Annotated in this window: 18 protein-coding genes and 1 tRNA gene; 3 read left to right on the top strand and 16 right to left on the bottom strand. The window is 56.4% G+C overall.

Annotated features, from left to right (window positions below; all coding sequences use genetic code 11):
* Positions 1 to 51: 51 nt before the first annotated feature.
* A complete protein-coding gene (locus V8P77_RS32840; protein WP_003545710.1) occupies positions 52 to 771 on the bottom strand; it encodes an RlmE family RNA methyltransferase in 720 nt (239 codons plus the stop codon).
* Positions 772 to 785: 14 nt separating this feature from the next.
* On the bottom strand, positions 786 to 2354 hold the full coding sequence (locus tag V8P77_RS32835; RefSeq protein WP_335916485.1) for a Ppx/GppA phosphatase family protein: 1569 nt from the start codon (positions 2352 to 2354) through the stop codon (positions 786 to 788).
* 243 nt (positions 2355 to 2597) lie between these two features.
* Between V8P77_RS32835 and V8P77_RS32830 the strand changes: the two genes are divergently transcribed.
* Positions 2598 to 2671: transfer RNA gene (locus V8P77_RS32830), tRNA-Gln, on the top strand.
* A 489-nt stretch (positions 2672 to 3160) separates the two neighbouring features.
* A complete protein-coding gene (locus V8P77_RS32825) occupies positions 3161 to 5137 on the top strand; it encodes an acyltransferase family protein (RefSeq protein ID WP_335916483.1) in 1977 nt (658 codons plus the stop codon).
* A gap of 163 nt (positions 5138 to 5300) precedes the next feature.
* Here V8P77_RS32825 and fcl read toward each other — a convergent pair whose 3' ends face one another.
* Both fcl and gmd read right to left on the bottom strand, forming a co-directional pair.
* Positions 5301 to 6254, bottom strand: a complete 954-nt coding sequence (fcl, locus tag V8P77_RS32820; RefSeq protein WP_335916482.1) for a GDP-L-fucose synthase — start codon at positions 6252 to 6254, stop codon at positions 5301 to 5303.
* Positions 6255 to 7316 (bottom strand): GDP-mannose 4,6-dehydratase, encoded by a 1062-nt coding sequence (gmd, locus tag V8P77_RS32815; RefSeq protein ID WP_335916480.1) that lies wholly within the window; start codon positions 7314 to 7316, stop codon positions 6255 to 6257.
* Positions 7317 to 7497: 181 nt separating this feature from the next.
* Here gmd and rfbB point away from each other — a divergent pair, with 181 nt between their 5' ends.
* Positions 7498 to 8553: a dTDP-glucose 4,6-dehydratase gene (gene rfbB / locus V8P77_RS32810; protein ID WP_335916478.1), complete on the top strand. Its 1056-nt coding sequence runs from the start codon at positions 7498 to 7500 to the stop codon at positions 8551 to 8553.
* Positions 8554 to 8593: 40 nt separating this feature from the next.
* Here rfbB and V8P77_RS32805 read toward each other — a convergent pair whose 3' ends face one another.
* The 12 genes from V8P77_RS32805 to V8P77_RS32750 are packed head-to-tail and all read right to left on the bottom strand — an operon-like array spanning position 8594 to position 19134.
* Positions 8594 to 9565: a hypothetical protein gene (locus V8P77_RS32805; protein WP_335916477.1), complete on the bottom strand. Its 972-nt coding sequence runs from the start codon at positions 9563 to 9565 to the stop codon at positions 8594 to 8596.
* Complete coding sequence (locus tag V8P77_RS32800; protein WP_335916475.1) at positions 9562 to 10374, bottom strand: class I SAM-dependent methyltransferase; 813 nt, start codon at positions 10372 to 10374, stop codon at positions 9562 to 9564. The genes V8P77_RS32805 and V8P77_RS32800 overlap by 4 nt, the downstream gene beginning before the upstream one ends.
* Positions 10374 to 11507, bottom strand: coding sequence for a CgeB family protein (locus V8P77_RS32795; protein ID WP_335916473.1), 1134 nt, complete (start codon positions 11505 to 11507; stop codon positions 10374 to 10376). The genes V8P77_RS32800 and V8P77_RS32795 overlap by 1 nt, the downstream gene beginning before the upstream one ends.
* Positions 11508 to 11518: 11 nt before the next feature.
* Positions 11519 to 12526 carry a class I SAM-dependent methyltransferase gene (locus V8P77_RS32790; RefSeq protein WP_335916472.1) on the bottom strand — a complete coding sequence of 336 codons (1008 nt, stop codon included), beginning with the start codon at positions 12524 to 12526 and terminating at the stop codon, positions 11519 to 11521.
* Positions 12523 to 13401: a glycosyltransferase family 2 protein gene (locus V8P77_RS32785; RefSeq protein WP_335916471.1), complete on the bottom strand. Its 879-nt coding sequence runs from the start codon at positions 13399 to 13401 to the stop codon at positions 12523 to 12525. The genes V8P77_RS32790 and V8P77_RS32785 overlap by 4 nt, the downstream gene beginning before the upstream one ends.
* Positions 13402 to 13404: 3 nt before the next feature.
* Positions 13405 to 14319, bottom strand: a complete 915-nt coding sequence (locus V8P77_RS32780) for a TIGR04325 family methyltransferase (protein WP_335916469.1) — start codon at positions 14317 to 14319, stop codon at positions 13405 to 13407.
* Positions 14316 to 15185 carry a hypothetical protein gene (locus V8P77_RS32775; RefSeq protein ID WP_335916467.1) on the bottom strand — a complete coding sequence of 290 codons (870 nt, stop codon included), beginning with the start codon at positions 15183 to 15185 and terminating at the stop codon, positions 14316 to 14318. Before V8P77_RS32775 ends, V8P77_RS32780 begins: the two co-directional genes overlap by 4 nt.
* Complete coding sequence (locus V8P77_RS32770) at positions 15170 to 15802, bottom strand: PIG-L deacetylase family protein (protein ID WP_025393236.1); 633 nt, start codon at positions 15800 to 15802, stop codon at positions 15170 to 15172. Before V8P77_RS32770 ends, V8P77_RS32775 begins: the two co-directional genes overlap by 16 nt.
* A complete protein-coding gene (locus V8P77_RS32765) occupies positions 15799 to 16500 on the bottom strand; it encodes a WbqC family protein (protein WP_335916465.1) in 702 nt (233 codons plus the stop codon). The genes V8P77_RS32770 and V8P77_RS32765 overlap by 4 nt, the downstream gene beginning before the upstream one ends.
* On the bottom strand, positions 16497 to 17462 hold the full coding sequence (locus tag V8P77_RS32760) for a PseG/SpsG family protein (protein WP_335916463.1): 966 nt from the start codon (positions 17460 to 17462) through the stop codon (positions 16497 to 16499). Before V8P77_RS32760 ends, V8P77_RS32765 begins: the two co-directional genes overlap by 4 nt.
* On the bottom strand, positions 17444 to 18121 hold the full coding sequence (locus tag V8P77_RS32755; protein WP_335916462.1) for a cytidylyltransferase domain-containing protein: 678 nt from the start codon (positions 18119 to 18121) through the stop codon (positions 17444 to 17446). The genes V8P77_RS32760 and V8P77_RS32755 overlap by 19 nt, the downstream gene beginning before the upstream one ends.
* Positions 18118 to 19134, bottom strand: a complete 1017-nt coding sequence (locus V8P77_RS32750) for an N-acetylneuraminate synthase family protein (protein WP_335916461.1) — start codon at positions 19132 to 19134, stop codon at positions 18118 to 18120. The genes V8P77_RS32755 and V8P77_RS32750 overlap by 4 nt, the downstream gene beginning before the upstream one ends.
* Between the last annotated feature and the right edge of the window lies 1 nt (position 19135).

The following is a 19135-nucleotide window of genomic DNA, read 5'->3' as shown; positions in this document are numbered from 1 at the left end:
TTAAGGAATTATGCGGCCGATCGCCATCATCCGTCAGGACCGGCCCGAAGATCAAGCTTCTTCTGCTTCGCCTTCGGCCTTGCGCCCCTTGAACCCCTTGGCCAGCAGGAACATCTCGACCGATTCGGCGCGCGACGAGTTCGGCTTGACATGGACCACCTGGCGGAAGTTCTGCTTGAGCATGGCGAGTAGCTCACGCTCGGTACCGCCCTGAAAAGTCTTGGTGAGGAAGTGTCCGCCTTCCCCCAGCACTTCGACGGCGAAATGCGCTGCGACTTCGCAGAGATGCATGGTGCGCAAGTGGTCGGTGCGGTGGTGGCCGGTGGTGGGCGCCGCCATGTCCGATATGACAAGATCCGGTGTACCGCCGACGGCCTCCAACAGCTTTTCCGGCGCACTGGGATCGAGGAAATCGAGCTGCAGGATCTTGACCCCTGGCAGCTGGGTCATTTCAAGGAAATCGATCGCAGCCACCCGAATATCATCATCTGTCGAGCCGGTAACCTTGGCGGCGATCTGCGACCAGCTGCCGGGGGCAGCGCCGAGATCGATGATGCGCCTGGCGCCGCGCAGGATGTGATGTTTCTCGTCGATCTCCAGCAGCTTGAAGGCGGCCCGGGCGCGATAACCTTCGAGCTGGGCGCGCTGCACATAGGGATCGTTGATGTGGCGCTCCAGCCATTGGCGGGAGGAGGCCTTCATCTTCTTATTCTTGACGCGCTGGCCGAGCTTGCGGCCGGTGCGGTTTCCCGCGATCGGTGCCTTGGTCATGCCTATTCCTTATTTCACGATCTCACGCGCTGGCCGCGGCGGTTGCGGTTGCGCCGCCACACGCCGTCATCGGCCATCATGTCGGTGAGCAAGCCTTCCCTCAAGCCGCGATCGGCAACCCGCATGCGCGGGCTCGGCCAGCGGCGGCGGATCGCCTCGAGAATGGCGCAGCCGGCCAGCACCAGATCGGCCCGGTCAGGCCCGATGCAGGGATTGGCGGCACGGCTTGTGAAATCCCAGGAGAGAAGCTTTGCCTGCATGGCGGAGACCTCATCGTCGGACAGCCAGATGCCGTCGACCTTGCGCCGGTCATAACGCGGCAGGTCGAGATGCACGCCGGCAAGCGTCGTCACCGTGCCCGATGTGCCGATCAGGTGAAAGTCGCCGGTCTGGGCGACCTCGATCTCCGGGCAATCGAAGCTTCCAAGCATGCCTTCGACTTCACGCACCATGCCTTCGAAGGCCTCCGGCGTGACGTCGTGCCCGCCATGGCGCTCCGACAGCGTCACGACACCGACAGGAAGCGAGGTCCAGTGGGTGATGTGATTGGCAAGGCGGCTGAAGCGATTGTCGCCGATGCGGATGACGGCAATCTCCGACGAGCCGCCGCCGATATCGAAGAGCACGACGGAGCGCGTTTCGCGACCGACCAGCGAGGAGCAGCCGGAGACGGCAAGCCGCGCCTCTGTCTCCCGATCGATGATCTCGAGCTCGAGGCCGGTTTCGGCAACGACCCGGCTGAGGAAGTCCTCGCCATTGACAGCCTGGCGGCAGGCTTCGGTGGCGATCAGCCGCATGCGGCGGATCTGCCGGTTCCTGAGCTTGGAGGCGCAGATCCTCAACGCCTCGATCGCCCTCTCCATCGCCTCGTCGGACAGACGGCCGCTGGCCGCAAGGCCTTCGCCGAGGCGCACGATGCGGGAAAAAGCATCGACGACGCGGAATTGACCCGGACGCGTCGGCTGGGCAATCAGGAGACGGCAGTTGTTGGTGCCGAGATCGAGGGCAGCGTAGAGCTCCTCCGGCCACGCATGTTCGCCGGCCGGACGATCCCCCTGATGCCCGGGATGGGACTGGTTTTCCGGGCGGGTCCTGCGGTTGGCGCTTGCGCCATTCAGTGTTTCACGCAGTTCGGCACCGAGCACCGCTTCTTCTGCGCGGCGTTCCTGCTGCGGGGCACCTGATGGCTTTGCCGGTGTCAGCGGCCGGCCCTGCAGACCGCGCTTGCCGCGGTGTTTGCGGCGGTTGCGACGGCTCGGCGCTGAATCGCTATCAGAGCGGACAGCATTGCCTGCCGCTGCCGTCTGTTCCATTGCCTGGGGGAGAGGTGAACCGTCCTGCACGGCGCCATGGCCGCCACGACGGCGACGCTTGCGCTTGCGGGCCGGATTCCCGGCTGCATCTTCCATCGGGCGCGCAGGCTGTCCGGCACCGCCGGAAGGCTCATGCGAAGCGGGATGGGCCGCGTTGCGGGATTGCCCGCCACGCTTGCCCTTGCGGCGCCTGGACTTCTTGCCGTCCTTGCGCCCTGCCGCCGACGCCCCGTCAAATTGCGGCTTTGCGCCGCCTTCGGGGTCTTCCACGTTATTTTTCCACCGCGCCGCGCAAGTCCTGGGATATGCAGCAGGCGCTCATTCGATTTTTGCGTTGCGGCAAGAATATCAGCGCCTGCCGAAATCGCCAAATTCTTTTTTGGACAGGGGGATTTGCAGCGGTTTCACCTTTCCGCGGCAGCACCGATTTTTTTCAAAACAGCTATTTGCAATTCCCCGGCTTTTGGTTATAAGCGCCGCACACCAGCCGACCGCCAGCCGGTTCGCTTATGCTGGGGAATAGTTCAATGGTAGAACGACGGACTCTGACTCCGTTAATCTTGGTTCGAATCCAGGTTCCCCAGCCAATATTTCACTGAGCGATTGATTTTACGGCAAAAACGGTTTGCTTTTATCTGCCCTCCCGTCCCTTCCGATGCCTGCTTCCTTTTCGCTGTCCCTGATCACCTAGATCGACGGGCGCAGGATGTCAGCGAAATTCGACATCGTGTCTTGGGTGAGCATCTTGCAGCATCTACGCATTACACGCGCCATTTCGATTTTTGCGGGCGCGCCGTGGTGGGCAGCGATAATAGGCGCTATTGGCGTCGGCCTGACGTCTTCTGACTTCTGGAGCGGCCGATAGACAAAATTTGTCAGCGACTGGGAAAACAAATGAGGGTTCCGGAATGCTGATTTACAACAGCACTGAAAATAAAGACTGAAATCGGCCGCGTCCGCAAATCTTTTATCAAGCCACACTGTTCTCCTCCAAGATCTCTGTGTTAGGCAGCCCACAAGCGCCAACCTTGCGCGCGACAACGTTACGCTCTCGATATCGAAGGCAGGCGCTAGCATTGAAGGTTTACAGACCAGAGATCGATGGCTTAAGGGCCATATCGGTGATCGCGGTTATTCTGTATCACGCCGAGTTCACGGTTGCCGGCCACACGTTGCTGCGGGGCGGATACATTGGCGTCGATGTGTTTTTTGTGATCAGCGGCTTTCTGATTTCCCAAATCTTGTTGACAGAAATCGAAGCAACCGGGCGTATTGATTTCCTTAAGTTCTACGCTCGGCGTGCGCGAAGAATTCTTCCTGCGTTGTTCGCAGTCATTTTCGCGACAATTCCTTTCGCATATTACCTTTTATTACCATCGGAACTGCTGGATTACGCGAATTCCATAGGTTCGACGCTCCTATTTGGATCGAATATCTATTTTTATTTTACTGCGGCTCAGTACGGGGAGCCCAATACCCTTCTCAAGCCTTTTCTTCACACCTGGTCGTTGAGCGTCGAAGAGCAGTTCTATATTGGGTTTCCGCTCTTATTGCTGATCACACGCCGATACCTGAAATCAAGGTTTTTGCCGTGCGTGTTGCTCGTGGCGTCCCTCAGCTTTGTATTGTGTGTGGTGACGGTACGGTATGATCAGCAGCAGGCCTTCTACTCGCCACTCACCCGGACCTGGGAACTGTTGGCCGGGACACTTCTCGCCTATTACGAGGTGAGGCGTGGACGAACTCGCCCTCGGCCGTTACTCGCGGCGGCCGGGCTTGTCCTCGTTCTTGGTTCGCTCATCTTGTTCAGGAAGGACACGGTTCATCCTGGCGTGTTGACTGTGATCCCAGTCATCGGGACCTGTCTGGTGCTCGCATTTGCCGGTCATCAGGACGCAGTCGGGCGCCTGTTGGCTTCTCGACCGGCGGCGCTCACCGGACTGGTATCCTACTCTTTATATTTGTGGCATTACCCGGTCTTCGCCTTCTTGCGGCTGACAAGCTTGAATCTCAACAACGGCGATAAGCTCCTCGCCATCGCAGCGACGGTCTTGGTCGCGGTCGTGAGCTTTGTCGTTATCGAAAAGCCCCTTCGCCACACCAGGAGAAGCCGCGCTCTCTGGATCACCCTGAGCTCATCAGTTGCAACCATCACGGCTGCAGTTGTGACAGCAATCTCTATGGCCGGTTTTCCTCACAGGTTGGATCAAATTTATCCACCTCTCGCGCAGGCGAACGAAGCACGGCTCGAAAGCACTTTTCTAAGCTTGAACAACAACATTCAAGCTGCGAAGCCCATTATCTTCATAATTGGGGACTCGCACGCCAGAAACTGGTCGATCGCGCTGAAAAATTACATCGACACCGACCGATATCAAGTCGTGGCAGTCAGCTACTTAAACTGCATGGTAGAGATCAAGAACGATATTGTCAGGGCCCCCTCTCGCGCCAGCGTTTACGATAAATACTGCATTCCCTTTGAAAAATTTATCAACGACAAGTCATTGCTCAGCCGAACGAAAGCGATCTTCCTCACGAGCCTTCGGCCTTTTGAGTACACCGTCAACCCCTTCAGGTTTGAGCTTCTTTCCTGGATGAAAAGCCACTCGGATGACGCGCGAATTTTCGTTTTCGGAAATTATTTCCAGCTCGACGAATTACACTCGTGCCTTGGGCTCATGTTTCAGAGAAAATCCGATGCCTCTATATGCCTGCGGGAAGCGACCTATCCGCCGGCCAACCAGCCTTTAGAGCAACTGCCATTTTTCCCATCCAATCTAGCGTTCACCTACGTCGATATCGTCAAGCTTCACTGCGATTACGACAAGGAGAAATGCCTCGCGAGCAGCAGGGGTGTTCCGTTCATCACAGACTGGAACCATCTGACAGCAGAATTTCTGACGACCCTGATTGGTGACATTCTGGAAAAGAGAACCGCCGACCTACGGGGCGACGGTCTCCTCGATTTCCTGGTACCGCCGCACGCCAGGCAATCCGAACGAACTGCAAGTTCTCAGCCGAACGCTGGTCGAACGTCTTCCGCTTCTCCATGAGATTGAGCGGACAGACGCCGGGAACGACGGTGAACTTGGTGTTCAAGTCCGGACTTTCGGCATACCCCATCGTCTCGATCAAGGGTAGCAGCCACGTCGGCTACAGCTGACGGCTCACACGTCACGCCAATCGCCGCCCTTTGGAGTTCTGGATGCCCGACAGCTATTGTCGCGCCACAGCGGCGTTTCCTTCGAACTGCAGAAACCAATCATACACTGCGTGGATACCTTCCTCCAGCGAGATGCGTGGCTTCCAGCCCATGTTCTTCAGCTTGTCGGTGCTCATGAGCTTACGCGGCGTCCCGTCAGGCTTGGAAAGGTCGTGGGCAATTTTTCCTTCGTAACCGACAACACGGCAAACCAACCGCGCGAGCTCGATGATTTCAATGTCCTCTCCCGAACCGACATTGACGTGCTGCGCGTCCGAATAGTTCTTCAACAGGAAAACCAGCGCATCCGCGCAATCGTCAACGTGGAGGAATTCCCGTCGTGGCTTTCCGGTTCCCCAGATGGCAATTTCGGATGCCCCCGTCACCTTTGCGAGGTGCGCTTTGCGAATCAGCGCCGGCAGAACGTGACTGGATTGCAGATCGAAATTATCGCCCGGACCATAGAGGTTGGTGGGCATGGCAGAAATATAATCGCGTCCGTGCTGCTTACGGTAGGCGTCGGCTAGCTTGATCCCGGCAATCTTGGCGACAGCATACCACTCGTTGGTCGGCTCAAGCGGTCCGGTCAGAAGCGCATCTTCAGAAATCGGCTGCGGCGCGAATTTAGGATAAATGCAGCTTGAGCCCAGAAACAGAAGCCTGTCGACGCCGTTACGATGCGCGGCTTCGAAAATATTGGCCTCAATGATCAGGTTATCGTAGAGGAAATCGGCCGGAAAGGTATCGTTCGCAAGAATACCGCCAACCTTCGCAGCAGCGAGGATGATCGCATCCGGTCTGTTCGTCTGGACGAATCTCTCGACCTCGTCCTGCCGTTTGAGATCAAGCTCCTGTCGCGTTGCCGTGATGACAGTACAGTTTTCTGAGTGAAGCCTGCGCACAAGCGCGCTGCCGACCATGCCGCGATGACCGGCGACCCAGATTTTCTTGTCGGACAGGGCGGACACTCAGATCTCTCTCCGGCTGTTTTGAGACTTCCAGTGCTTGACATCCTCCCGCACCATTTCGGCGGCGAGTTCGCGAACCGGGGTCTTGTGGTGCCAGCCCAATTTCTGACGTGCCTTGGTCGGGTCGCCAAGCAAAAGGTCGACTTCCGTCGGACGGAAATACCGCGGGTCGATTTCCACAAGGCAGGCACCGGACGCGGCGTCATAACCCTTTTCGTCGACGCCGGACCCCTTCCATTCCAAAGCAATGCCTACGTCGGCAAAAGCCCACTCCACAAACTGGCGGACACTCGTCGTCTCACCGGTCGCCAAGACGTAGTCATCCGGCTTGTCCTGCTGCAGCATGCGCCACATGCCCTCGACATATTCACGCGCGTGGCCCCAGTCACGCTTGGCGTCGAGATTGCCGAGGAAAAGCTTATCCTGCCGCCCCAGATGGATGGCAGCCACCGCCATCGTGATCTTGCGCGTGACGAAGGTTTCGCCGCGAAGCGGGCTTTCGTGATTGAAGAGAATGCCGTTCGACGCATGCATGCCGTAGGCCTCGCGATAATTCACGACGATCCAGTAGGCATAGAGCTTGGCTGCGGCATAGGGAGAACGCGGGTAAAAGGGCGTCTTCTCGTTCTGCGGCACTTCCTGCACAAGACCGTAGAGTTCCGAGGTCGATGCCTGGTAGAATCGGGTCTTTTCCTCAAGGCGCAGGATACGGATCGCTTCGAGCAATCTCAGCGTCCCGACACCATCGGCGTCCGCTGTATATTCAGGCGTTTCGAAACTGACGCCGACATGGCTTTGTGCGGCGAGATTGTAAATTTCATCCGGCTGCGTCTGCTGCACGATCCGAAGGAGATTGGTCGAGTCGATCATATCTCCATAATGCAGAATGAAGCGCGGATGCGCCTCATGCGGATCCTGATAGATATGTTCGATGCGGCCGGTATTAAAAGACGAGGACCGCCGCTTGATACCATGCACGGTATAGCCTTTGCTCAGAAGCAATTCGGCCAGATAGGCACCATCCTGACCAGTCACCCCAGTGATAAGCGCGGTTTTCGTCATTTTCTACGTCGTCTTTCGATGCAATCTTCGGGACGTGTTTATGGAAACGGCTGAACTAGCGCAACCCCCATGTAACCGAGCCAGACAAGCGAAATGGGCGTTGCGGATCTCTGCGGTTGACGTGGGACTGGCACAATGAGACTAGAGTTTTCCAAATTATCAGATCTCCAAGGGGGATAATATGATCCTGGTGACCGGGGGAGCCGGTTTCATTGGTGCGAATTTCGTACTCGATTGGCTTGCGCTTCATGATGAACCGATCGTCAACCTCGATGTGCTGACCTATGCCGGCAACCTGGAGAACCTCGCCTCCGTCCGGGAGGACCCGCGCCACCTCTTCGTCAAAGGCAGCATCGCGGACTATGATCTTATTGAAGAATTGCTCCGCTCTCATCAGCCTCGCGCGATCCTGAATTTCGCTGCCGAAAGTCACGTCGATCGATCGATCCACGGGCCTGAGGAATTTATCCAGACGAATATCGTCGGTACTTTTCGCCTGTTGGAGGCTATCCGCGGATTTCTTGCCTCACAAGATGAAGCCTTCCGAGAGAGCTTCCGTTTTCTTCACGTGTCGACGGACGAAGTCTACGGTTCGCTTGCCCCGGCGGAGGCGGCTTTCAGCGAGCATCGCAAATACGAACCCAACAGCCCTTATTCCGCAAGCAAGGCAGCGAGCGATCATTTGGTTCGCGCCTATCATCACACCTACGGGTTACCTGTTCTGACGACGAACTGTTCGAACAATTATGGTCCCTATCATTTTCCCGAGAAGCTTATTCCCCTGGTCATTCATAATGCCCTCTCGGGAAAGCAGATCCCAATCTACGGCGACGGGATGCAGGTGCGCGACTGGCTATTCGTCAAGGACCATTGCAGCGCGATCCGGTGCGTTATGGAGAATGGAAAGGTTGGGGAGACCTATAATGTCGGCGGCAGAAACGAGCTGACCAATCTATCGGTGGTCAATACGCTCTGCGAGAGCCTCGATGAATTGAGGCCCCTGCCACACGGGGCGAGCTACAAGGCCCAGATCTCCTTAGTGCGCGATCGGCCTGGTCATGATCGCCGTTACGCCATCGATGCGACCAAGATCGAGCGGGAGCTGGATTGGCGCCCGGTTGAAACATTCGAGACAGGCATTCGTAAGACCGTCGAATGGTATCTCGCCAACCAAGCATGGGTCGAAAACGTCACAAGCGGCGGCTACCGCCAATGGATCGACCGCCAGTATCAATAGCGGGTCGGAGGAGGCAGGGCTTCTCCTCGCGAGCGCGACGTCAATACCTGATGAAATTGTGCAGGAAGCGTTTGACCGACAGGGGCACATGACGTTGCACCCATCTGCGCGCCATGACCTTGAAAAAGGGGCGAAGGCCGCCGGAAAAGCCTGGGGAAATCGTCCTGATCACCTTCAGGGCTCGCATCAGAGCGCGCTCGTAAGTCTCGTAGACAGCCACCGGCTCTTCGCAAACGGCGGTGTAGAAAGTCGACAACCGATCGAACATGCCATTGGTCAGCAACTGAAACTGGTGAAAGTGATAAAAAATCAGAGGCGAACCATCGACCTCGATCTTGCCTGATGCATCCTGCGTAAAATGCAGCTTTTCGTAATTCCAGGGAGCAACCCCAGCTCCCGGATGCTCGATGATATGGCAATTCGGATAGAGATCCGGCCATTCGTCCAGATATTTCTGGTCACCCATCTTGCCGTCTTCCAGGCGATAGTAGCACCATTCGATGCACTGCTCGCGCCAGCGCGCAAGGCAGCGCATTCCCTCTTCATCGCGTCGGAAACTCACCCATTCCACACAGAAGCGGCCGTTTACTTCCCTGTTCTGCAGCCGCGGGGCAAAGCGGTGTTCGATAATGGCGATGGAACTATTACCGATCTCATCAAAAATTGGACGGAGCGGTGAATAGAACAACAGATCGGAGTCGAGATAGGTGATGAAATCGATTTCCGGATGCTGCTCCAGCACGAAACTCGGCAGACACGGCGACAAGGTCCAGCAATATTCAGCGACGCCGCGCGATTTCTTCGCTTCCAGAAGTTCCGGCGTCTCGAGATCGGCAAGTGCAATGCAGGTAATGTAGGACCTCTTGGAGGCGGTCAGAATCTCCTGCGTCTGCTGGTCCATGCAAAGCACAAAAACATGCGCGTCTGGGCACCACTGGACGAGGCTCTCCATCATGGCCAACCCCTTGATGAGATAGCCGCTGTCGAAAAGGGTACAAAAGTAGTTCGTCATGACTGGGATTGTTTCCTGCACAAATAAGTGCGGCTTGCATTGCCTTTGCTACTATCACTTGGGTCGACGTTCTCATTCAGCGTGAAGGTCGCCTGGACCTGCAGGCCGTGAACTCGGAAGATATCCAATAGCTGCGGCTCGGAAAAATGGATTTCTATGGTCTCGACGCCATAAGCTTGCTTGCGGAAATACTTCGTCGGCTCGCCATAAACAACAGGCGTACGGTGAAAAATCACGTAGTCTCTGGCAACCCGGACGGTCTCGGCGATCGCCGCTTCATATTCGGGAATATGCAGCAGGCAACATCCCGAGACCACGACATCGAAAGCTTCATCCTGGTAGCTGAGCCGCGTCGCATCCTCCACGTCGAATGACAGTCCCGGGTAGATGCTACGTGCCATATCGATGAAAGCGTCGGAGTAATCACAGCCCCGATAGCGCAGAGGCAAGCCATTCACCTCAAGCACTTCGGAGTAATATCCGCTGGAACAGCCGATTTCGAGCAGCGAGCCATTCGCCGGCAGGATTTCGATTCTGCGTAAGGCGGCGGTAAAAACATCGAATACATCGATGGAAGCGCCGCTGCGATATTCCCTCAGCTGGCGCTCGACGAGGGTCCTCTGACGTGCTGGCAGATCACTCGCTTTCCAAGATGCAGCAAGCCGCGAACTTTCACTGTCTCTACGATCCGCGTCTATCTCCACATAGCGTGATGATACGGATGTCGCAGGCAATAGATGTTCACGCAATCGCTTCAATTGGCTCTTCACTCCCGGAAAGCGATTGAGAGTCGCGCGCAGAAAGGACATCAGCCCTGTCCCCCCAGATATCGCTCAAGGATCGGCACCAGTTCTTCCATTCTTGACTTATAGGTGTGGTCCCTCAGCGTTCTTGCCTGACCAGCCTTTGCTATCGCGTCGGCCTCGTCGGGGTGGTCTATATAGTGGCGGACAAGTTCAGCCGCTTCCTCGGGGCTGGAATAGGCAACCACCTCCTTGCCGACCTCGAAGATCTCACCGAGATTATCCTTCCTGTCGGTTATGAGCAGCGATCCGACCCCGGTCGCCTCATAGAGCCGCATGTTGTTGGCATTGTTCTCGGCAACGTTGATATGCCGGTTCACGGTAATCCGGCTGCGCGCCAGAGCACGATACATATCCGGACCCCAGACTTCGCCATTGTGGCGTTTTCGAATCGGAGAGGAGCGCGGAAGCGTCCTGGCACCGTAGCCGAAAAATTGTATCGGCGTGGTGTTGGCAAGATGTTCGAGCAAGGGGATCGCCTTGCCATGATGGCGGCTTATACCGCCGACAAAGCTCACCTGCACATCGCGCGCGATATCGCCAAGGATATCGAGCACCCGCGTATCGAAGCCAATCCTGAAATATTCGGACTTTATCCCCATCTCGCGAAAACGCGGCACGAAATGAGGGAAGGATGTCAGAATGAGGTCATAGGGCCGCAGAAAGCCGTCGGGCGGCAATGGACAAGCGATCTGCCCCACGATCAATGGTACAGTCTTTTTCAGCTCTGTCAGCGCATGAGGCGGAAAGAAGCTGAGATCCTGGCAATAGAGTACATCCGGCTTGAATGCGCGGACCCGCGCCATCGCGACCTCGAGCAAGCCAGGGAGGGCCGCAAGGCGCGCGCCGATATAAGGCAGCCTGAAAAACCGATGCGGCAACTTCATCGCCCAAGGGCTGAATGGTTCGCTGTTCTCCCGCGCCCAAGCCGATTGAAGCGGAACACAATTGCCGACGATATCGATGACGTCGCACCCCAGTTCCTTCAGGTGGCGCGAATAGAAATCGGACGTGCCGAACGCTGCCTCAAGCAGAGCGTCCGTCTGCCTTTGGGAAGAGGCCGACCTCAGATCACGATTGCGACGATAATGCATCGTCAGAAATCGGGAATAGTAGGTATCGAATACGGCAATCCGCATGACGCTAAATCCTAGTTCTTTGTCGCGGAGAGTCGGAGTTCCACCAGAAGACTATCGCCCTGCCCCATGGCGTCCAGAGTTCGGTTTCCAAAGCCCATCATCACACCGGCAAGGCGTGCGCCCCGCGAGACTGCGACGTTGCGGACCTTTTGAATGAAGCTCGGCGGCTTCTGAGAGTCGCCGCTTTCCGACCAGGTATTGGACGCCTTGCCCTCCTGTCGCTGCTCCCGAGACATTCTAAGCTGAAGCACCGTCCAAAGATTGGGCGTAATCGTCCTGATACGCTCGACATCATAACCGGATTTTCGAGCAAGTAGAGCAAAGGACGTTCGATTGAAATGGTTCTGGTGGTATGGAATGTGCCAGTTTATCCAACGTTCTTTCCAGAGCTTGCGATGAAAGGAACCGGTATTCGGGAAAGCCAGTACGACGCGCCCGCCTCTATTGAGACGATCCTTGAGTGCCGCCAGCATTGCAAGCGGATCGGGCACATGTTCGATGACCTGGTTCAGCACGATGAGGTCGAATTTCTGATCGGTGAACGGCACGTCATAGATGTTGCCGATATGAACGCGTAGAGCATATTTCTCCGCGATCGTACGAACGTTCGGATCAGCCTCGACACCCCAACATTCCACGCCGAGCCTGCGCATCTCCAGAAGGGAGAGGCACGACCCGCAGCCGATATCCAGTACCTTCTGTCCCGGCTTGGCCAGATAGTGTCCCTGGTTGTCGGTACCAGCAATCCATCGGCGGAACCCGGCGAGAGGTTTCTCGACGAGAGCAGCCTCTCTTTCCAGCGCATTAAAATCGATCTCCCGACGGGGATAATAATTGCTGTAGAGCGCAGGCAGATCCTCTTCCGTCAGCCGTGGTGTCGTCGACATGTGGCCACAGGAAACGCATCGGTCTATCGCATAGACGCCTGGGCAACCGTATCGGTCATCGCTGATACGCTCGATAAAAGTTTGCATCTTCGATCCGCATGCGATGCACTGCTGATGCTGGCCGCCACTCATATTGTTCCTTCCCTTCGTTTCGCCAATGACCTCCACGTCGAAAACGCGCGGCTGCACGAGAAATACGCCATTCGGATCGGTGCTGTAACGCGTTGCACCGGTGAGCCGACAAGCGAATAGAAAATGAGGCGCTGAAACACGTTGTGAGGCGAACGCCTGCCAAATAACTGCTTCCGCCACGAAAGTCTGGATGTGTCATTTCCATATATCGGAGGCGAATAAACGATTGCGTTGCTGCTGACAACCAGGGGCACACCCGCGCGCGCGAAGCGCATGGCGACTTCGTAGTCAGCCATATAGTGCGGCAGAAGGGACGGCCGCATGCCCCCATGTTTCCTGAACAGGGGCGCAGGATAGAGCGTTCCCCGACCACTCAGCGCATCGACGCGGTACTGGCTTTTGGGCGATCGCTTTTCCGTTTCGCTCAATTCCGAAAGCAGATCCCACACCGCAAGTCGGTTGACGTTGACTTTCGCCCCAATACTGACAAGGGGCGGATCCCGGCCCTCTTCGTGGATGACGCTTCCGACCGCGGCCCCGCCATTTTCCCTGGATGTCTGCACCAAGGTCTCAACATAATGCTCGTCGAACCAGGTATCGTTATTGAGAAATAGGACATAGTCGTCCGCTTGGCAGGACGGAAGTACGTGTTTCAGTCCTTCCTCGATGGCACCCCCCCACCAAAGATTGCCGTCGCTTCGGATTTCAACCACATCACTCTGCGACTGCAGGTATTCCGCCGTTCCGTCTGTCGAACCGTCGTTGACAACGACGATTGTCAACGCAGGGAAGAGCGTCTGTCTCCTGAGGGCTTCCAACACCTTTCGAGTGTGCTCCAGACGATTGAAGACAGGGATAATGACGTTCACGCGCATTCGCTAGATTTCCAACTTCTCGAGAAACCAGCCAACATACGGCCATTCGTGCTGCTGAGACGCTGGTGTAACGCCAATGCCCCAACGCTTCAATTCTTGCAAGGGCGGCGGCGTCACGAAGCCAAATGTTCCGGCTGGCTGGAAACGATCCACAACCTCATAATCATGCTTGGCAAAACTGGCCTGCATTTCATCCGCGTTCAAGAACCATACCGGATAGCTCGCGCTGTAGATCCACGCCGGCACATGCTGCACGAAGGGTGCGGCTGCGACGTCGAATTGCGCTGCTGTCCTGTCGATAAGTATGAACTTGACGCCTCTCGACAGAAGCTCCTCGAGATATTTATCAGGATGTTCAAGATATTGAAGAACGCCGGAGAGCAGAACGACGTTAGGCCTCACACGATCGATCGCCTCATCCACGCTGTCGGAAAAGCTCAATTCTCCGTCTTCGAATTCGGCTCTGCCCGCGCTCATAAAATGAGGCTGCTCGACAACGCACCAATTCAGTTCCGCAAGATGCGCCAAGGCCAAACGGTGTTGGAAATAAGAACTTCCCAACGCGCCCCCGAAGTCGACCACCCTCAAACGAAGATCGGAACGGGACGCGACATAGAGAAGCCAGGCGAGCAGAGGATGCGAGTAGCTTCTTTCCTTGAAAACGACGGTGTCTCGCTCGTAGGAGGCACGTCCCTGAACAACTGCGCGTGTCGCGTCAAGAGCCTTGGCAAGAATAGCCGGCGCATCATATCCGTCTGAGGCAGCCATGGCCGAGCGCCAATCATCGTAAGGCCCGTCGAAAAAGACGTTATGACGCCGAAACTCGCTCCAGATGTGCTGTTCACGGGCCAGCGGCGAATCCCGCGACACCTCAAGCAAACAGTGAAGGCCCGGGAGCGAAAAACCAATGTGCCTCATTTCTCGAACCAGGCTTCGAACGGCCGTCGCTCAAATTCGTCCAGCGCCCCACCGGGTGTGGAATTGAGGATGCGGATATCATTCGCTCTCGCGATATTCGCGATGGCTCGATATTGTCGCCACAGTCGCGCCAGCTGCTGAAACTCGTCGTGACGGGTCCTTGTCAGGGTGCCATCCGCATTTACGGTGAAATCTTTTCCCTTTTGCACCTTGAGGTCGAAGGCGTATCCATAGCTCGATGTCAGGAAACGATCGTGGTCGACGCCGAGCAGGATGATCTCTTTGAAACCAAGGTACATCGCTATCATCAAGGCCATCACCGGCACCGACTCGACACGAGGGACCGGTCGAGAGATATCGACGACTTCCTCTGACGTTCTTTCGTCGAAGCTTTCACCGAGCACAAGATACCGAACCGTTCGCCCTGAAAACAGATTGTGTTCTCGAACGAGCTCCGCTTCAGTGGAACTGAGAAAAAGTTCTGCGGCGCCGCCCAGGTGCGAATGCATCTCGTCAAACCAGCGGATCACGTCTTCCGATGTCATCAATCCGTAGGTAATCTGCGGGACACAATGATAACGTGACTGGAACTTGCCAAAATCGGAGTGCAAATAGCCGTTGGAAACGGTTATAACGGTTTCGCCTTGAAGGCGCGACAGATCCAAGCCCTTGACGCTCGGGCCGTTTCCTAAAATAAAACAGCGGCCGCCCTCGTGCTGACCAGCAAGCTGTCTATTTTCTGCCAGTGACCTCGCGACATCAGCAGAGAATTTGTGGCGAGTACTTAGCCTGCGCCTCAACTCATGCACACCATAGGGGAGCAGCATGGAGCCAAAGGTCAAAATCTTTCTCAAAGCTGCAGCCACTTTACGACCTCAAAAACCTCCGCGTATTTTACACCGATGCGCTGGCCGGCGTTCTCCGCTTCATTGCGGAAGAAGCTCACCCATTTCCGCCCGGTGCGCTCCATCTCGGATTCATGGGCAAGGATCGCCTTTTCCTTCTGGTCCCAATGAGATGTGATGTCGACGTAGAAATTCCCCCTGAAATCGACCGTCGAATGATACCAGTTGCTGCGGTACATCAAGAGGCGGGGCACGTGGCGGCAGCTATGCAGGGATGCGCGCGACAAGGCCAGATGGTCATGGTGGATGTCTCCGACCCAATGCGTATAGACCATGTCGATCTTCAGATCCTGTACGAGCTTGAGGATCTCGATATTCAGCGGATCGACGAATTCGATCTGTAGCGTTTTGAAATCGCCGCAAAACATCTTGTGAACGCCGAGAATTTCCATCGCGGCATCCGCTTCCGCTCTGGCGACCTGGCTGCTGCGGACGGACTGGTCATATTGGTTGGAAAAGCCGGATACGGTTGCGACATAGACGTAAACGGTGTCGCCGTTTGCCGCATGGCGCGCCAACGCACCGCCACAGCCCAGTTCGACGTCGTCAAAATGGGCACCGATCGCGAGAATATTCATTTGCAACTCCAGAGCAGGTCACGCGTGCCTGCAATACCACAATTCAGCAGTGTGTCGAGGATGCTGAGATAGGGAACGAATTCGCCGAACGGCTGTGGATAAACCGGATGAACGAAATGCTGCCACTCGATTTCGATCCCGGCTGCCTCGAATAGTTCGGGCTGCATATAGCCGCGCGCGCCGAGACCCGAGAGATATCGCGTCGCTCCGACTTTGCGCAGCAATTCGACAAGCAACTCGTTCTTATGCCCTTCCGGGCTTAATGTGCTCGACCGCACCGTCGGCATGGTGACTTCAAGCATATCCAGAATGCCTTCGAGGAAATGCATGTTAAAATCAGCCAACAAGTCGAACCTCTTGCCGTAGAGGGCCTCGATGCGCGGAAACACTTCTCCCCAACCCGGGGACTTACGATAGTTTTCGCGAAGCAGGGAAAGGTTTTGGTCTATCCAGACGGTGCCGGGCGCCAGTTCCACCTCGTTGACCGGGGTGCCGAAGCTTGGCTTTTTGATTCCGACAGTAAGCCAGCGATCCCCCTGCGCCGTCTTTATTTTATCACGGTGCGTCCAGCTCTTGCTCGTGCCATGGACGAACTGAACGTGATCCAGAACGATGTAGAGGTCGGCGTTCAGAAAACGTTGAAAAAAGCCGAGATAGGATGCAAAGTCCGGCTGATGAATAACCGCTGTGATGGTCATGCAGCCAGTCTTTCCAGCAAATCGGCAACGCGGTCGACCCCACCAAGATCAACCTTGGTCATGGCAGTCTGGCTCATGGTCCTGATGGGAATCGGCGTTTCCAGGATGCCGAGATCGAACGCCGAGTGATGCCCGGCAAAGAACGCTGCGCCCAGATCTTCGAGCGCACGCCCGACCGGGATTTCAAAAGGTTCGTTGGCGATCACCACACACGGCAAACCGGCTGCACAGGCTTCGAACGGGGTAACACCGCCGCCGGTAATCGCCAGATCGTGTCCATGCATCTCTGCCGCCAGCGACGGCACCTGGTTGAGCAGCTTGAACCGATCCGGTGCTGCGGTCGAGACCACTTCTTCAAGCTCCGCCATATGTTGAAAGCTCGGGCCTGTGACGATGGTGACAGGAAAGGGCCTGCTGCTGAGCCATTTGGCGACGCGGACGGTCACGCCGTAAGTATCGGCGCCGCCGAGCGTGACTAGGACCGATGCAAGGCTTTGCCGAAGTCTGCGAAACGCTGCGATTTCGGGATTGAGTATCATGTACTCCAACCCCAGCCGAACATCCTTACCCTTGAGACCCTCAGTCTTTTCGAACAGGAGAGCGCAGATATTCATGTCGGCAAGTTCCGCGCCATCACCACGATCATCAAAGGTAACAAGCTTGGCGCCCAATCGTTTGATCGTCTCGCTGTGGGACAGCTGCGTATTCAGGCGGTCGTTAATCCAGATTGAGGACGGAGCGGCAGCTTCGAGGAAATCCTTCTCCCATCCCGTCACGGCAGCCAGATCATAAAGCGCCACGTCAAAGCCGCGATCCCGTATGATTCTCAACGAATTCGGATGATCGTTCGCCAAAAATCGAACCGGCTGACCGCGTGAACGCAGTTCGGAGGCGAGCGTCAGCGACCGAAACAGATGCCCCATGCCGCGTGCATGCGAGCTTTCTATGCAGAAGACGAACATAGTCTGATCGCTTCTTCTGTCCCGAGCCAGTTCCCGCCCCCGCGCGCCGCAAGAGTACAAGCACGTCTCCAGTCTTCTTCTGTATCTACCGTCAGGCGCAGTTCGGGGGATATTTTGGCCGGCGGCACCTCAAGCTTGCCGATCTTGAACAGTTCCGGCCGATCGGTGAAATATTCATTCACATGTTCGCGATGGTGCGGCAGCATCCCCTCGCGATGACTGCGCGACAGGGCTTCGAACGTAAATATCTCGGCGCCGACACCGATGGGCAACTGTCCGAACGCGTGCGTATAGTCGAATCCCTGCTTTTGATGCAGGTCGATCAGCCTCTCCAGTTCCTCGATATCAGTGAACGGATTGTCCGCGGTCAATCGCACGATATCCGACATCCCAAGCGATCTCGCACATTCGAAATAGCGATCGAGAACATCGGCTTCGTTGCCACGAAAGCAGCTTACGCCGTGCTCAAGACACCAGGCTTCGATCATATCGTTCTCGCCGGCCGATGATGTTGCAACGACAATCCTAGCAGGCCGCTTCAGCATTTGAAGCCTACCCAGGACATGTCCGAGAAGCGGCTTACCGGAAATGTCGCGAAGCACCTTTCCCGGTAACCGGGTTGATCCCATCCGCGCCTGGATAATGATTCCAAGCCTCACGCCAGATCGCTCCACTGGAGAACGGCGTCCGCATCAAGGTCGTTTAAAACCCGCCGTCCCGCGAGCGCTTCGAAATGCTTGGGCTCGACTCCCGTCCCAGGTCGTTTGACCGAGATATCGCCGGCAGAGATGACATGGCCGGCTTTGAGCGGTCGATTGACGACAATGCTCTTGCGGTTGTTCAATCTTGTCGTCGCCTCGCTGGCTGCCGGTTCCTTGCGACCACTGCCTTTCATGACCTCGAACGCACGTATCGCATCCACAAGCCATTTCATTTCTGCTGGATCGGCCGAGAGCATGTGGTCGGGACCGTCGGCGGCTTTATCGTAGGTGAAATGCCGCTCTATAACCCGTGCACCCATCGCGGCAGCACAAAGGCTTGCGACCGGGGTCAACGTATGGTCGGAATAGCCGACGTCGAGATCGGGAAACGCCTCCATCATCGTTTGCATTGCACGCAGGTTCACATTTTCCGGATGCGTCGGATAGCTTGTGATGGCGTGCAGCAGAATGAGCTTCTGATTGCCCGCCTCCTTGATTGCCGCAACGGATTCCCGAACTTCGTCGAGCGTCGACATCCCCGTCGACAGGATTATCGGCTTGCCCGTTTTTGCCAGGTAGCGGAGAAAGGGAATGTTGACCGCATCGTCCGAGCCCACCTTGTGGGCACCAACCCCACACTTCTCCAACAGATCGACATCCGTTTCGTGTGAGGGCGACGAAAACCAGTCCAGCCCATGCTCTTCGGCATAGCGGAAAACCGCTTCGTGAAGCTCGTGCCCGATTTCATACCTGCGGAAAAGCTCGAATTGCGAGGTAACGCCGGTATTTTCCATATCGAACATGGCGTTGCGGCTCGACAGGGTCTCTGCGCGATAAGTCTGGAGCTTGACAGCATCCACGCCGGACGCCTTCGCCTCGTCGATCAGCCGTCTTGCCGGGTCAAAAGTCGTAAAATTCCCGCCGATTTCGGCGATAATATAACACCGGTCAGGTCGGTAGTTCCGGAACATC

It is taken from the genome of Rhizobium aouanii (assembly GCF_037002925.1).
Classification (GTDB): Bacteria; Pseudomonadota; Alphaproteobacteria; order Rhizobiales; family Rhizobiaceae; genus Rhizobium; species Rhizobium aouanii.
Note: the sequence above shows the minus strand (reverse complement) of the source record. Positions and strands in the feature narration are given on the sequence as shown.